Origin of the sequence: Brucella thiophenivorans (assembly GCF_002252445.1) — a bacterium.
In the GTDB taxonomy this organism is placed as follows: domain Bacteria; phylum Pseudomonadota; class Alphaproteobacteria; order Rhizobiales; family Rhizobiaceae; genus Brucella; species Brucella thiophenivorans.
In genome coordinates this window covers 1-15,172 of the sequence record NZ_NNRJ01000028.1, presented here as the reverse complement: position 1 = coordinate 15,172, position 15,172 = coordinate 1, and the positions used below count along the sequence as shown (strand labels likewise).

Genomic DNA, 15,172 nt, shown 5'->3' with positions numbered 1-15,172 from the left:
CCAGTCGATAGGATCCTGAAATCAGCTCTCTAATAACTAAGACGTTTGAGAAGACTATTTTCTGCACAGCCTAACCAAAAAAAATGTCTCACAACCACGTATGGCACCGTCAAAAACCAAATTATTCTTAAGTTGAGTAAATAGGTATGGTATTGCGCAGGTCGTCTCTTTTGATTAAAAGCCATGCCGGTTGTGATATTCCTATTCGAGGCATCCGGCGCGCATGAAGTTTGAGTCTACACAGAGCACGGAAGAGCTTATTTCAGTTTACCTCCGTCAACTGAAATGGTTGCGTGACGCGCTGAAGAGGCGTTTGAATTCTCACGAATTGACGGAAGACGCGTTACAGGAAACGTGGCTTAGGCTTGCCTCACTAAAAAATAAGCCACAGGAAATCCGTGATCACCGCGCGTTTATTCTCAGAATTGCAGGCAACATAGCAATTGATCTGTTGCGTAAAGACAGACGTCATAATGCACGTTGCATCAGCGATGAGGAGATACTCGCATCGATTGCCGACAGCTATCCGTCACCCGAAACCTTCGCGCTGGATCGTGATAATCTCCGCCAACTGGCCATAGCTCTGATGCAAATTCCCACAAAGGCCTGCTCTGCGCTGCTTTTAGCGCGATGTGACGGCCTTTCTCACAGGGATATTGCTCATCATCTGGGTGTTTCGGAAAGTATGGTCGCACGTTATCTGGCGCAAGCGCTTCGCCATTGCCGGGATCATTTCAGAAATCTTCAGTAGTCGACCTTTCTCAGGTGCAAGATTGCGGCGTTCTGTTCGTCTTAAATAGGTAAGCCCATTTCCACTGTTTGGTTTAATTGCATGTTTTTAGAGCGCTGTTCATCACATGGTTTCTGACAGGAAAAAGTTTGATGCCGACATAGGTCTCAGCGATTCAGCGATTGACTGGGTGGTTAAATTGAGTTCTGGGCGAGCCACCACTGAGGAGCATTTGCAGTTCAGCCTGTGGCGACAGCAAAGTGAAAAACATGAGCTTGCCGCGCTTGAGGCTGAGAGCCTGTGGCACGGCATTGGCGCAACGGGGAACCGAATGCGCAAAGCCGAACGAGACATAAAATTCACGCGAAGAGCAATGTTGGGTGTGGCAATGGCCGGGGCAACGGGCATTGCATTTGAGCGCGTCGGAATTATCGGACCTCAGCTTTATGCCGATTATGCAACGCGAACAGCCGAGCAGAGAACCGTTCGATTGGACGATGGCTCGACAGTTATTATGAATGGCAACACGGCCTTTTCATCGGAATTGACTAAACAGGAACGCCGGTTGTCCTTATATCAGGGACAAGCTCTTTTTCAGGTCGCTAAAGATGGGGCTCGTCCTTTTATCGTTGAAGCAGATGGCGGTGAAACGCGTGCTTTAGGGACTGAGTTTGACATCGATATTCGTTCAGAAAAAGTGGTTGTTACCGTCACGGAAGGTATAGTGAGTGTGTCGAGTGGGGCAACGGAAACAGCTTTTGATGGGCGCTCTGTGAGAGCTGTCGCTAATCAGCGTGTGAGCTATCAATCTGACAGGAAACCATCAATACCGCAGGACATTGATGCAGATTTGGAAACTGCATGGCTACGTGGCAAGCTGATCTTTAACGCCAGGCCACTAGGTGAAGTTGTGGCCACTCTCTCACGCTATCGTTCTGGCAAAATTATCATTGCCAACAGCCAGCTAAGGTCGCTCGAAGTTACGGGTGTTTTTGATCTTACGCAGCCTGAAACTGTGCTCGAAACAGTTGAAAAGACACTCCCTGTATCCGTCACGCGAATGCCATTTGTGACCATCTTGCGATAGGCACCCGCGAGCCGAGAGTTAGATGAGTTTAATACTCAAGTTTTTTTATTAATCCTGGTGCAAGATTTATGAACCTGTTTCGTCCTTGAAACTGAGAGGGTTGATGGAACTGCTTAAAGAGCGGCCAATCAGCTGTAAAAGCTATCAGGACGGGCGAAATTCTATGCGTGCAGCAGTTATGAGCAAAGAAAAGCGGACAATATCACGGAGCGCAATTAAAGTTGGTCTGTTTGCTTCCGTTGCGATCATCAGTTCAATCCCAATGGCTCAGCTCAGGGTAGCCTATGCGCAGCAGGCCTCGGCGCAAACAATCGCATTTAATATTCGCTCTCAGAATATGGGCGGTGCACTCACTGCGTTTGCTGACCAAGCGGGGCTAAAGTTGTTGTTGCAGTCGCGTGTTGTTGCAGGAAAAACAAGTCAGTCTGTCCAAGGCAATTTTATACCAGAACAAGCATTATCAAGGCTTCTTTCGGGTTCCGGTCTCAATTACCGGATTGATGGCACAACCGTTACAATTGCTGACCCGACGCCCAATAACCAGTTGGCACCCGACGCACAGAACACCACTTTGCTCGATACAATAACGGTGAGTGGCGGCAATGGGGTCGCAGCGGCAGAAGCGCCTTATTACACACCAGCGCCCACCGCTTACATTTCTGCGCAATCCATTGAGCGTTTTAGAGGGTCGAGCCCGGCCGATATTTTCCGGGGAACAGCTGGCGTTATGTCTGCTGAAGCACGCAATGGTGCGGGTTCAATCGATGTGAATATCCGTGGCATGCAAGGGATGGGTCGCGTCGCAACGACAATTGATGGCGCTGAAAACGCCGTCAATGTGTATCAGGGTTATCAAGGCATTTCCAACCGAACCTTCGTTGATCCAGATTTTCTTGGCGGTGTCGACATTCTAAAAGGCTCTGACGCTTCTTCGAGTGGGATTGCCGGTACAGTCGCTATGCGCACACTTGAAGCAAGCGATATCGTTAAAGCGGGTAACCGCTTTGGCCTGCGCGTAAAAAGTGGCTTTGGTACCAATTCCAGTAAGCCGGAAGCAGGTGATAAAGCCGGATATTATATCTGGAATCGTACGGATCAGTCCACTGTTACATCCTCGGATGACACGATGAACCGTCCAGCTTTTCTGAAGCCGACCAATGGCTCGGGCAGTGTTGTAGCTGCCATGCAGGACGAGAATATCGAATTGCTGGCCGGTTATGCCTATCGCAAACGCGGCAACTATCATGCTGGTAAAAACGGCCCCGCTGCTGATACCGAAGATCTCGGTGGCATGACAGCGTGCCTTAATTACTGTAGTAACCCACCAATTAATTACTACTGGTATCCGAACTTTATAAAAAACACTGGCATTGCTAATTATCGCCCGGGTGAGCAGGTTCTGAATACGCAGCTGGAGACTAAATCCTTGTTGCTAAAAGGCAAGGTGATGTTTGGTGATGGGCATAGTCTTCAGCTCGGTTATACCGGTTTTGATAGCGAGGCTGGTACTTTCAAAGCTAATGCGCTGAGCACGCTTAATCTGCAGGCCGTGCAACAGCCTCTCACAACGGATGTAAAAGCCCATACCGGAACATTTAAATACCGTTGGGATCCATCGGATAATGATCTGATTAATCTGAAAGCCAATCTCTGGGGTACGAAGCTGAAGCAGCGCAATGCAGCTGATTGGCTTGCAGACGGCGCCCCGAAAGATTTTAAATCCGGACCGGATTTGTGGACATGGGGCACTGATATAAGCAACCGCTCACAGTTTAGTACGGCTTATGGTGATATTGATATGACCTATGGCGCGTCTTACAAAATGGAAGATACCAAGCCGACCGAAGGTACGAGGAAGTGGGATACATTCCTTGATTTGCGGGATGGTACCCGCGAAGAAGCTGCGGCCTATGTCAAAACAGCTTACAAACCGGTTGACTGGCTGACGATCAATGGCGGCATCCGCTATACACAAATGTGGTCGCGTGATCGCAGTCCTGTGAAAATGGTTCACCCTGATATGGTTTATGGCAAAGCGCGTCTCAAACAGGACGGCTTTAGCCCTTCACTGGGCGTTACTGTCGAGCCGATTAACGGCGCGCAGTTCTACGTCAATTATTCCAGTACTTTGCGTGCGCCGAGCATTATGGAATCCGTTTCTGCCTTCAACATGACGGTGAATGAAGACACGAAGGCTGAGCGTTCAAATAACTGGGAAATTGGCGCCAACTTCATCGAAAATGACCTGATTGCCGCCACAGACCAGACGATGATCAAATTCGGCTACTTCAACTGGGACGTGAAAGATTACATTGCCCGCGAGTTTCACAAATATTCGAACTCCCAGAATGTGCGTATTTTCAATATTGATCGCGCTCGTTTTTCAGGGCTCGAACTATCCACCAATTATACGCTTGGCGGTTTTGAAGCGACACTGGCAGCCAATTACTATCTGAACGTAGAGTTCTGCCGCACAGCCGAAACTTGTGAAAATAAGTCCCTTTATGCCGACTATGCCACCAATCAGGTGCCACCTAAGTATGGGGTGGATTTAACACTGACGCAGAAGCTGATGGAGGATGCACTCACGGTCGGCGGCCGCATTTCCTACACTGGCTCACGCGCCGTCGGCCATGGTGACGTTACAGGACAGGGCATGTCACAGTTTATCACCATGATCGACTGGAAGCCTTACACACTGGTTGATGTGTTCGCTGAATATAAACTCAATGAAAATTACACCGCCAGCGTACGCGTGGAGAACCTAACGGATCGGTTTTATGTCGATCCACTCAGCCTTGCACAGCAGCCGGGACCGGGCCGGACATTTTATGCTTCGCTGACTGCTAGTTTCTAAACTCACTAAAACCAAGCTTCCGCGTTTAATAGCGCGGAAGTCTTGTTATAAAATGCTAATTTAATCCTGACAGACTTATCTCTGACGTTAACGTTATAAGACTCAGCGTTGCCCTACGATTTGGCTTCGGCTTTTCTGCGCAGTTCGGGGACTCTGACTTTGCATAGACTTGCAGGAGATGCGGCGTCGAATAGTCATTGCCGTCCCGCCATCATTGATAAAAAGTTTGCACCAAAACCTCATTGGCAATCTTTCTCAGGCAGCGGTCGCTAAAAGGGCAGTCTATAACAAGCGGCAACATTACCACAAAAGTGAAGACGCCCACAGACGGTCAGAGACAGCCTCTCGCTTTTATCCTGATGGACGGAGGAGACCAAAGTAATTTTATGGCATTCTTATTCGCATAAAAGATGATGCGCGAACGTATCGCCGGTATATTCGGAACGCAGTAAACCCGCCTCGGACAAGCGCGGCATCAACTCGTCAAGCGCAAGATGCATGGACGATGTGGAGCCGCCAGGCGCGGTAATAAATCCGTCAATTGCCCTAACATCCGACCATTTTTGGATTTCTTCTACCGCATCATCGACCGTGCCAATGACCTGCCAGTGTGCAGCGCTGATGACTTCCGGGCGGCGCAAAAGATCATTGATGTAGAGCGTTTCTTTCAGAAGAAGCCGTTGCAACAATCCGGCGTGAGTTTTGCTGCGCGTTTTTTCCGGCGGCGGCGGCAAATCCGATGGACGGATGAGACGATCTTCTGGCCAGTCAGTGAGATCAAGCCCCGTCATATCTCTAATATATGTAATCTTGCGAGCACGATCTCCACGTGCGTGGGTATAGGAAAATAACTCCCGCGCTTCCTCGCGTGTGGGAGCCAGATACAGGCTCAAGCCCGGCAGCAAGCGAACATCATCGGCCTTGCGACCATGCCTTTCAGCCAATGAACGCAAATCGTTGCGCAAGCTGATTGCCGCATCTATATCCGGCGTTGCAGAGAAAATGCCATTTGCAACCGAAGCTGCAAAATTGCGTCCCACTGGCGAGGCCCCAGCCTGAAACAGCGGAATAGGAACCTCGTCAATAGACGGTATGTTGAGTGGTCCTTTGACTTTAAAGAAGGTGCCCTCATGATCTATTGGCTTAATGTTCGATGTGTCGGCATAATGCCCGCTCATGCGGTCGCGCTTGAAAGCAGATACTGGGAAACTCCGCCACAACGCTTCTACGACCTGCGTGAATTCTGCCGCGCGAGCATACCGCTCGTCTGAGGTTGGCATTTCATCGAGGCCGAAATTAACATTGCCATCGAGCGCTGTAACGATGTTCAACCCCGCACGGCCTTTGCTCAGATGATGCAGAGATAAAACCTGACGGGCAACCACATAAGGCGTCATGAAAGTGGTTGAAACGGTGGTCAGAAGTCCGATTTTCGATGTCTCGCGCGCGAGCGCTGCCATCAGCACAGTGGCATCAAGACTTGCGAAACCCGGTGTCGTTTCCATGATCTGGCTGTTGAGAAACAGATTGTCAGGCCGAAATACAAAATCGAGTTTGGCGGCTTCAGCGCGTTGCGCAATATCGACATAAAAGTCGGAACCAAACACGCCTTCAATATCGCTGTTTTCGTGCCGCCAGCCGTCATTGCTCAGCCAGGTTGGAGCGAGTGACATACCAATATGAAGCTTTTTGCGCGCGGTCATGTTGAATTCCGGTTTCTTTTCAAGACAAAAACCGCGGACCCGAAAGCCCGCGGTTGATTAATCGTCAGGCAGACGATCAGAAACTGCCCTTAAGACCAACGCCAAATGTACGTGGCAGTGTCATGCTCGCCTGCGTCGTTGCACCACTCAAACCGCGTGTTGCCTGTTTGGAGGTAGGGACGCGCTCGTTGAAGATATTCTTCACAAAGCCATATAACTCAATATGCTCGTTGAACGCGTAGCTGACGCGTGCATCTGCGATTGTGTAAGCGTCGATCCAGTATCCTGCTGTGTTTGCAACATCCGAGTAGTAACCATCAATATGACGCACATCGCCAGACAGGTTGAGCTTTTCTGTGACATCCCAGCTCGCGCCAAAGTTCAACATATAGCCCGGTGACTTGGCAAATTCATTGTCGTTAAACGATGGATTCCAGGACATTTCCTCGACTTTTGTGCGCATAATGCCCAAGCCCGCCCTGAGGGTAAGATTATCAAGAACCTGATAGTCTGCACCAAGCTCAAGCCCGTATGCATGCGCTTTTTCAGCGTTGATCGTATATGCCTGTGTTACGCCGGGGGAAACAACAACGGGGATGTTGAACTGAGCATTCTTGAAGTCCATGTAGAAGACATTGCCGTTTATAACGAGCTTATTGTCCAGCAATTCGGCACGTGTAAACAGCTCATAATTCCAGAGCGTTTCTTCGTCGAAATTCTTCCATGCACTCAAACTTGGATTGGCCGTGTTCAAATAGAGCGAGACACCGCCGGGATTATAACCACGGCTGACAAGACCCCCGACAGTCAGATCTGGCGTGATCGCATAAGCCAATGATACTTTCGGAAGGAACGCCGAGAATGACTCGTCGAAATTGACCGGTGTATTCGCATACACGGACGTACCGTCGCGCTGAATGCTGTCATGCTGGAATCGTGCGCCGCCTGTGAGTGTCCATTGATCATCGATGCGCCAGCTCAATTCACCAAACAGGCCAACATTTGTCTTTTTATCGTCAAAGTCAGAGATGTAGTTGTTTGGAGGGCTTTTCGCATTATTTATCAGATCGAGAAGTTCATCAGTCTTCGTATGGGCGTAGTAAACACCGACCACACCGCTCAACACATCGTCCTGCTCGCCGAAAGTTAAGCGTGTTTCGTTAGAAATATTGGTTTGATCAATATTGGCATCGCCATTGTGTGCCATACCAACGCGACGCTCGACTGAAGAGTCCGAATACTGCGTCTGGTTATGAAGTTTGAAGCCATTTTCAAATTCATAGCTCAGATCAAGAATGCCGGTATTCGTGTTCTGCTTCCATGATGGCAGTGTCGCACCGCTATAGTCCAGCTCATAATAAAGCGGCGTTGCAGCTTCATAGGTCGGGCGATTGCTCTTGTTGAACGAGTAAGTCAGCTTCGCCTCAAAACCGGGAAGCTCGGCAGGCTGCCACAGCAGCTTGGAACGGATATTGAACGATTTGAAATCCTGATCGGTACCGGAGGAATAAAAGCCAGGATTGACATAGTCGATAAAGGTATCACGGCCTGAATAATCAACTGCAATGCGACCGGCGAGCTCATCCTTGTAAAGCGGGCTGTTCAACATGATCGATGTGCGCTTGGAACCATAATTTCCAATTTCGACCTGATAGGCACCCTCACGCTCAAATGTCGGATCTTTTGTGTTGACGACGATCGCACCAGCAATTGCATTGGCGCCCTGCGATGTGGTTTGAGGACCACGGAACACCTCAATACTATCGAGATCCCAGACCGATGTGGTGCCGAAAATGAACTCATTATAGTTCAGATAATGACCATCGAGATTAATCGTTGCGCGTGGGACTGTGCCGGAAAAGAACGCAGTGGCACCATTGTTTGGGCCCTGCGTATCCTGTCCACGAATGACTGGTGCGCTGACGGTGTCGGTATAAACGACATTTGGTGTGCCACGAACCACTTCGGAAACCGAAGTATCGCCTGTCTTTTGGCGACTGATTTCTTTGCCGGTGATGACAGTTACTGAAGAAGCGGTATTTTTGATGTCGCGGGCGACCCTTTCACCGGTAATCACCAGAATATCGAGAACTATTCCTTTGGATTCGGTCGACTTCTGAGCATCCTGTGCGAATGCGGTCGTTGCAGAAATTGCGACCAGAGTCAGTGCACTGACGCTGTGGAGAAAGCCGCGGGTAAAATGGATATTCATAGGTCGCCCCAAAACATGAGTATGTCGTTCATGTTCTGTTATCTGCGTTAATTCAATTCCGCAATAAGGAATGCATACCGCAATACAGTATGAATGCAAGCTGATTTAGGCTGTTGCACTTTGGCAACGCTTCGGATTATCTCAGCCTCTACACAGGGGTTTGAAGAGCGGGAATAACATGCGCGTTGTGTCGCGTATGATTTTGACCGTAGTTCACGCTACACATGGCCCCAGCGGAAGAGTGAAAGACAAATGGGTAATGGCCCATCTGGCGGGAGGCTAGGCATTTGAAAGAGCAAGATAGAATTTCGATAGATGAAGCGGAAAGCACGAACGACAAACGTTCCGGCACAATCCAGTCGGTATCTATTGCCGCGAAATTTTTGAAGATTCTTGCCAATGCTGAAAATGAGCTTCCACTCGGCGAAGTCGCAAAGCGAGCGGGCACCGGCGGCTCGACCGCGCATCGCTATATGCAGAGCCTCGTCAAAGAAGGTCTGGCGAAGCAGGATCCGGTCAGCGGATTTTATGATCTTGGACCAACAGCATTGAGCATTGGCATTGGGGCGTTGAAGCGGGTCGATGCTGTAGAAATCGCGGCTCAACATATGAAGGTGCTTGCACAACGCCACGCTATGAGCGGCGGGGTTGCCATCTGGACAGATCGAGGTCCGACTTTGGTGCGTTGGTATCGAAGCGCTTATTTCTCCGTCAATCCGCTGGCGCTTGGTGACACGCTGCCAATTGATAATACCGCTTGCGGATTGGTGTTTCAGTCATTTTTGCCGAAAAGCAGCATTGATGCTGTGCGCAAGGTGCAGCCAGCAAACTTCCGCGGCACACCACCATCAAAAGCCGTTCTTGAAAAAATCCGCACCGACCGCTGGTCTGAAATGACCAGTCATCTTCTCTCAAATGTTACCGGGCAGGCTTCACCTGTGCTGGATGCGCAAGGCGAAATCGTTTGCGTGATGACAACGGTCGCTGATCTTGGACAACTTCGCACCGACGAAGAACGCCGGGCCCTTTTTCATGAAGCCTGCATGGTCAATGAATCAACCGGCGGGTTGATCGTCGACACAAAATTGCAAATGCCGACAAGCTAAACACCCTCATCGATTGAGGCGCTACTTTTCGGCACGATAAGCGGCGTGCCGGAAACAGGGTCGGCGATGATGACTGATGCAAGCCCGAACACCTCTTCAACCAGCTTTTCGGTCACAATATCGGCAGGCTCTCCCTGCGCTATCAATGCGCCATCGCGCATCGCAATCAAGTGTGAAGCATAGCGACATGCATGATTGAGTTCATGCAGGACCGCAACAACGGTGCGCCCTTGTTTGTTAAGCTGGGCCAGAAGATCAAGCAATTCAATCTGATGCGCAATATCGAGATATGTTGTTGGCTCATCAAGCAACAGGATTGGCGTGTCTTGTGCAAGCACCAAGGCGATCCAGACACGCTGCCGTTGACCGCCGGACAACTCATCGACCGGACGGTTAGCCAGCTCCGTTATCTTGGTCGATGCCATGGCCTGCGCTACGGCCGACTCATCGGCTTCCGACCACTGCCGTAAGAATGACTGATGCGGGTAACGTCCGCGTGCAACCAGATCAGCAACAGTAATCCCTTCGGGCGCAATCGAGCTTTGTGGCAATAGCCCAAGACGGCGCGCAGCTTCCTTTGCGGGAAGACTAGCAATATCGCCACCATCCAGCACAATCTTGCCGGTTGACGGCTTTAACAAACGCGACAGCGCCCGTAGAAGCGTTGATTTCCCGCAGGCATTCGGGCCGACAATGACCGTAAAAGATGCGTCTGGAATCGTTACTGACAAATCTCGCGCGACAGTTCGTTCATCATATTTCAGCGTCACTGTATCGGCGCGAAGACGGTGCGTCATGTGTTGAGTCCTAAAGGCAAATAAGCAGAAAAACGACGGCAGGTCGTGGGTACTTCGTATTGCATTGTAGAATGCGTTCTGCAATATGGAGCGCAACATTCATGTTTTAGCCAAGTGTTCTTACTTAGCCAGAACCGCAGAATAACGATCTCAGATAAGGATCGGCCGTGAAGTCCTCAAATATCATCGTTACAGTTTTCGTCGTGCTTGCAGCTCTGATGCTGCCGCTGAAAATCGCTCTGGCTCAGGATGACACTTGGCCACGAACTGTAAAACACTATTCAGGCGAACTGACCCTAAAGTCAAAGCCTTTGCGCATTGTCTCAACGGCACCCAGCCTGACCGGCATTCTGCTTGCCATCAATGCACCGCTGATCGCAACGACCGCGACCACGCCAAGCATTCTGAGCGATGATAAGGGCTTTTTCTCGCAATGGGCTAAAGTCGCCGACGAGCGGGGCGTCGAGGTTCTATACTCCAATCTCGATTTTGATATTGAAGCGATTATTGCATTAGAACCTGATCTCGTAATTGCATCGGCCACCGGCGCAGACAGCGTGTTGCAGCATTATCCTGAGCTGGAAGCACAAGGTATTCCAACAATGGTGGTGAACTATTCCAACCAGAGCTGGCAGGATATTGCTGCCGAAATAGGAAAGGCGACGGGTCTGGAACAGGAAGCCATCGCAGCGTCTGCGCGTTTTGACGACTATGCAGCTAAAGTGGCATCAGAAATGGTGGCTCCTACCGAACCCATTACAATTGTCGGGTATAATATCGGAAACAGCTATTCTATCGGCAAGACCGATAGCGCACAGGGTCAGCTTCTTCAGGCTTTAGGTTTCAAGGTTGAAGGGCTTCCGTCTTCACTTGCCGGACAGGTGACGCGAAGCTCGGACTTCGATTTCATTTCCCATGAAAATCTCTCCGCTGCCATTACGGGCAAAAGTGTCTTTCTGTTGCGTGGCCTTGATGCTGACGTTGACGCTTTCCTGAAAGACCCAGTTCTGGCAAATCTTGACGCCGTGAAGAGCAAACAGGTCTATCCGCTTGGCGCGACCTCGTTCCGGATCGACTACTATTCCGGGATTCAGCTGATCGATATTGTGGCTTCCAATTTTCGTAAATGACCGCCGGACGCGCCGCTCCCGCCACCTCCTACAGGGCAACAGCAACGCATCTTCGCAAGCGTCGGATGTGGGGGCTGTGCGTGGGGATGTTTGTGTTGTTCATCGCCATCGTTCTGAGTTTCACTCTCGGTTCCCGCACGATTCCGCTTAGCGATAGTTTGCAGGCATTGTGGGCACCCGATCTTCATAATGACCAACATCTGATCGTTCAGGAACTGCGCATTCCGCGGACAATGGTCGCAATCCTTGCCGGGCTAGCATTGGGTGTCGCAGGCGCAATTATGCAGGCAGTCACGCGCAATCCACTCGCCGAACCAGGACTGCTTGGCATCAATTCGGGTGCTGCCGTTGCAGTCATCCTCGGGATTGTTGCATTCAATCTGACAAGCATGGCGCAATATGTCTGGTTCGCTTTTGCTGGCGCAGGTCTCGCCGGTATCGCCGTCTTCATGCTCGGACAAGCCAATGGCACAGGAACAAATCCTGTGCGTCTGGTGTTGGCTGGCGCGGGGTTGTCGGTGGCGCTTGCATCGATAACCGGCATTGTCATCATCAACGCGCCGACCGACGTATTAGATCAATTTCGAAACTGGTCGGCGGGATCGGTTGAGGGCCGGGGCTATGATGTTATTCGGGTTCTGGCTGTTTCTGTCGGAGTTGGGTTGCTGATTGCGTTTTCCCTTGCAGGGAGACTGAATGCCATTGCACTTGGCAAAGAACTCGGAGCAGCACTTGGCGTTAATATTTACGCGACATGGCTCCTTTCCTGTCTCGCGGTCATGCTTCTTGCAGGGTCGGCAACGGCGGGTGCCGGGCCAATCGGCTTTGTCGGTCTGGTCGCACCCCATCTTGCAAGAACAATTGTCGGGCCGAACTATCGCTGGATATTGCCCTATTCCGCACTGTTTGCTGCAATTTTATTACTCGTTGCGGATATTGTCGGGCGTGTCGTTGCTGCCCCCGCAGAAGTTGCAGCAGGGATCATAGCAATGCTGATTGGTGGGCCTTTCTTCATCATCATCGTGCGCCAGTTTCGATTGTCAAAACTATGAGCAATCACCATAAATCCGTTTTCAGACTGGGTAATATTTCTATCCAATGGAGAGCACGCACGCTGCTCGTTTGCGCCAGTCTGATATGCCTCCTGTTCGCGCTTGGCATATTGCATATTGGCACTGGTACGATGTCATTCTCACCCGGCGAAATCTTCAAAGGTCTTATTGGCGATGCAGCAAATCCGACCGCGGAACGCATTATCACACGTGTTCGGCTGCCGCGTCTGGTAACAGCCGTCTTTGTCGGTGCATCACTTGGCATGGCCGGATCGATTTTCCAGTCAATTTCACGCAATGCGCTTGGTTCGCCTGACATTATTGGCTTCACAACGGGGGCTGCGACTGGCGCCATTGTTCAGATCATTCTGTTTAACGCTGGCCCGTTTGAAACAGCACTGGCGGCAGTGCTCTCTGGCATCGGAACAGCTATGATTGTTTTCCTGCTCGCCTTGAAAGGAAGAACAACAGGGGGCTATCGGCTTATTCTGATCGGACTTGGCGTAGGGGCCATTCTGTCTGGCGTTAATACCGTGCTATTGGTCGCAGGCGACCTTGATCAGGCAGCATCGGCGCAGCTTTGGCTCGCTGGGTCGCTGAACACCCGAACATGGTCACATGCAATTCCGGCAGCGATTGGATTTTTCATCGTCGTGCCAATCGTGGTCTATTTTGCGCAACGCATAAGCCTGCTTGAAATGGGCGATGATGCAGCGCGTCAATTGGGTATCCCTGTTGAGGCAACCCGCCTTGCGATGATGCTTGTCGCCGTGGCACTCACCTCAGTCGCCACCGCCGCCACAGGGCCGATCGCTTTTATCGCGTTAGCGGCCCCGCAGCTTGTGCGTCGTCTAACCCATTCTCCAGGTGTACCGCTTCTTGCCAGCGCCCTTCTTGGTGCTGTTTTGCTGGTTGGAGCTGATCTTTGCAGCCAGAACTTTCCACTCAACATCAAAATGCCAATTGGTCTTACGACAGGGCTGCTCGGTGGTATTTACCTTTTATGGATATTGACCAGAAAAGCCCGATAGCCCGATCAAGCCATCACTAACGCACCGATGTAATGCGGCGGCGCCTCATCGAAAATAACGAGATGCGTCTTGTTGCGTCCTGCTTCAGGCTATGCGTGATAGAAGGATGATCTCGTACTCAGCTTCGTTGTGCGTCGAAGTTTTGTCTCGCAGTTTCAATGTCTTTGAGATTGGATTCTGCCCATATCCAAACGCCACAAAAGGCTGCTCCCAAACTCATCCCAAGTTCGGTGAGGCGATAATCCACACGAGGTGGAACAACAGCGTGGACCGTTCGGGACACTAAACCATCACGCTCCATTTGACGTAGTGTTTGGGTCAGCATTTTCTGGCTAATTTTCGGCACATTCCGCGCCAGCTGCGTAAAGCGCAATTCTCCATGCTCATCGAGAACCTCAAGAATGATCATGGTCCATTTATCGGCTACTCGTCCAATGAGATCATTGACGAGGGCCTCGACTTTCGGATCAGCTGTGTTCGGACCACTCTCGTCCGATTGGAGGCTCGTCTGTGCCGTAGATTTTGGATGCGACACTCCAATACTCTCTTTTTGGTAAGTATAAATCTTTCAGGTGCCTTCTTTCCTTTTGATACCAGCTTGTTCAATTAAGTGCCAGTAGTATTAGCGGAGCATATCCTATGAACATAACAGGCAATACGATCCTCATTACCGGTGGGGGATCTGGTATCGGCGAAGCTTTAGCGCATCGCTTTCATGATTTAGGGAACACCGTGATCATTGCTGGGCGGCGTAAGGAATTACTTGAGCAGGCATGCACAGGTCGCCAAAACATGTACGCGATGACACTTGATGTGGGAAGTAGCACAGACATCGCTGATTTTGCGATGCGCCTGATTGCGCAGTATCCGAAAATAAACATCCTCATCAATAACGCAGGTATCATGCGGTCCGAAATTTTGGATCGTCATCGTGAATTGACAGATGCTGAAGCGATGATCACGACAAATTTGCTGGGTACGATCCGTATTACAAATGCGCTAATCGACCATCTTGTAACTCAGCCAGACCCAGCAATTGTGAATGTCAGTTCAGGCCTTGCATTCGTTCCTTTGTTGAGCGCACCCACTTATAACGCAACAAAGGCGGCTATTCATTCGTATACCGTTTCATTACGCGAAGCGCTGAAAGGTCGGGTTGAAGTGGTTGAGCTGGTTCCGCCAGCGGTTCAAACAGCACTTACACCAGGGCAGCAGACGCGCTCAGGATATCAGCCGTTGTCAGAGTTTACTGACGAGGTAATGGAGCTATTCTCTCTCAAACCTACCCCAGCTGAAATACTGGTTTCACGCGTGAGCTTTCAACGCTTTGCCGAAGCCGAAGGGCGCTTTGATGAAGCTCTGGCAAAATTGAGTGAGATGGCCAGAAAGTCGGGCAATATGCCAAATTGATGTTAGGTAACGTTACTTTATCCTAGGTCGCACACTCATAAACTGGGTTTTCAAATT

12 protein-coding genes are annotated in these 15,172 nt (G+C 50.5%); 8 read left to right on the top strand and 4 right to left on the bottom strand.

What is annotated here, in order from left to right; all coding sequences use genetic code 11:
- The first annotated feature begins 223 nt into the window (after positions 1–223).
- The 3 genes from CEV31_RS12790 to CEV31_RS12780 all read left to right on the top strand — a co-directional run bounded on the left by CEV31_RS12790 (position 224) and on the right by CEV31_RS12780 (position 4,674).
- A complete protein-coding gene (locus CEV31_RS12790) occupies positions 224–751 on the top strand; it encodes an RNA polymerase sigma factor (RefSeq protein WP_094507461.1) in 528 nt (175 codons plus the stop codon).
- 106 nt (positions 752–857) lie between these two features.
- Positions 858–1,817 (top strand): FecR family protein, encoded by a 960-nt coding sequence (locus tag CEV31_RS12785; RefSeq protein ID WP_094507460.1) that lies wholly within the window; start codon positions 858–860, stop codon positions 1,815–1,817.
- Positions 1,818–1,980: 163 nt separating this feature from the next.
- Positions 1,981–4,674, top strand: coding sequence for a TonB-dependent receptor (locus tag CEV31_RS12780; RefSeq protein ID WP_235818096.1), 2,694 nt, complete (start codon positions 1,981–1,983; stop codon positions 4,672–4,674).
- Between the two features lie 395 nt (positions 4,675–5,069).
- On the opposite strand, the gene CEV31_RS12775 is transcribed toward CEV31_RS12780, so the two are convergent.
- Positions 5,070–6,377 carry an NtaA/DmoA family FMN-dependent monooxygenase gene (locus CEV31_RS12775; RefSeq protein WP_094507459.1) on the bottom strand — a complete coding sequence of 436 codons (1,308 nt, stop codon included), beginning with the start codon at positions 6,375–6,377 and terminating at the stop codon, positions 5,070–5,072.
- 76 nt (positions 6,378–6,453) lie between these two features.
- Positions 6,454–8,589, bottom strand: coding sequence for a TonB-dependent receptor (locus tag CEV31_RS12770; protein WP_094507458.1), 2,136 nt, complete (start codon positions 8,587–8,589; stop codon positions 6,454–6,456).
- 287 nt (positions 8,590–8,876) lie between these two features.
- Here CEV31_RS12770 and CEV31_RS12765 point away from each other — a divergent pair, with 287 nt between their 5' ends.
- A complete protein-coding gene (locus tag CEV31_RS12765) occupies positions 8,877–9,695 on the top strand; it encodes an IclR family transcriptional regulator (protein ID WP_235818095.1) in 819 nt (272 codons plus the stop codon).
- Here CEV31_RS12765 and CEV31_RS12760 read toward each other — a convergent pair.
- Complete coding sequence (locus tag CEV31_RS12760; protein WP_094507457.1) at positions 9,692–10,492, bottom strand: ABC transporter ATP-binding protein; 801 nt, start codon at positions 10,490–10,492, stop codon at positions 9,692–9,694. The two genes, CEV31_RS12765 and CEV31_RS12760, sit on opposite strands and share 4 nt — an antisense overlap.
- A gap of 167 nt (positions 10,493–10,659) precedes the next feature.
- Between CEV31_RS12760 and fepB the strand changes: the two genes are divergently transcribed.
- From fepB to CEV31_RS12745, 3 genes are all read left to right on the top strand, one after another.
- On the top strand, positions 10,660–11,622 hold the full coding sequence (fepB, locus tag CEV31_RS12755) for a Fe2+-enterobactin ABC transporter substrate-binding protein (protein ID WP_235818094.1): 963 nt from the start codon (positions 10,660–10,662) through the stop codon (positions 11,620–11,622).
- Between the two features lie 86 nt (positions 11,623–11,708).
- A complete protein-coding gene (locus tag CEV31_RS12750) occupies positions 11,709–12,674 on the top strand; it encodes a FecCD family ABC transporter permease (RefSeq protein ID WP_235818098.1) in 966 nt (321 codons plus the stop codon).
- Positions 12,671–13,705 (top strand): FecCD family ABC transporter permease, encoded by a 1,035-nt coding sequence (locus CEV31_RS12745; RefSeq protein WP_094507455.1) that lies wholly within the window; start codon positions 12,671–12,673, stop codon positions 13,703–13,705. Before CEV31_RS12750 ends, CEV31_RS12745 begins: the two co-directional genes overlap by 4 nt.
- 118 nt (positions 13,706–13,823) lie before the next feature.
- Here CEV31_RS12745 and CEV31_RS12740 read toward each other — a convergent pair whose 3' ends face one another.
- A complete protein-coding gene (locus tag CEV31_RS12740; RefSeq protein ID WP_235818092.1) occupies positions 13,824–14,240 on the bottom strand; it encodes a winged helix-turn-helix transcriptional regulator in 417 nt (138 codons plus the stop codon).
- Between the two features lie 104 nt (positions 14,241–14,344).
- Between CEV31_RS12740 and CEV31_RS12735 the strand changes: the two genes are divergently transcribed.
- Entirely contained in the window at positions 14,345–15,115 is a 771-nt protein-coding gene (locus CEV31_RS12735; protein WP_094507454.1) for an SDR family oxidoreductase, read from the top strand.
- The last annotated feature ends 57 nt before the right edge of the window (positions 15,116–15,172 follow it).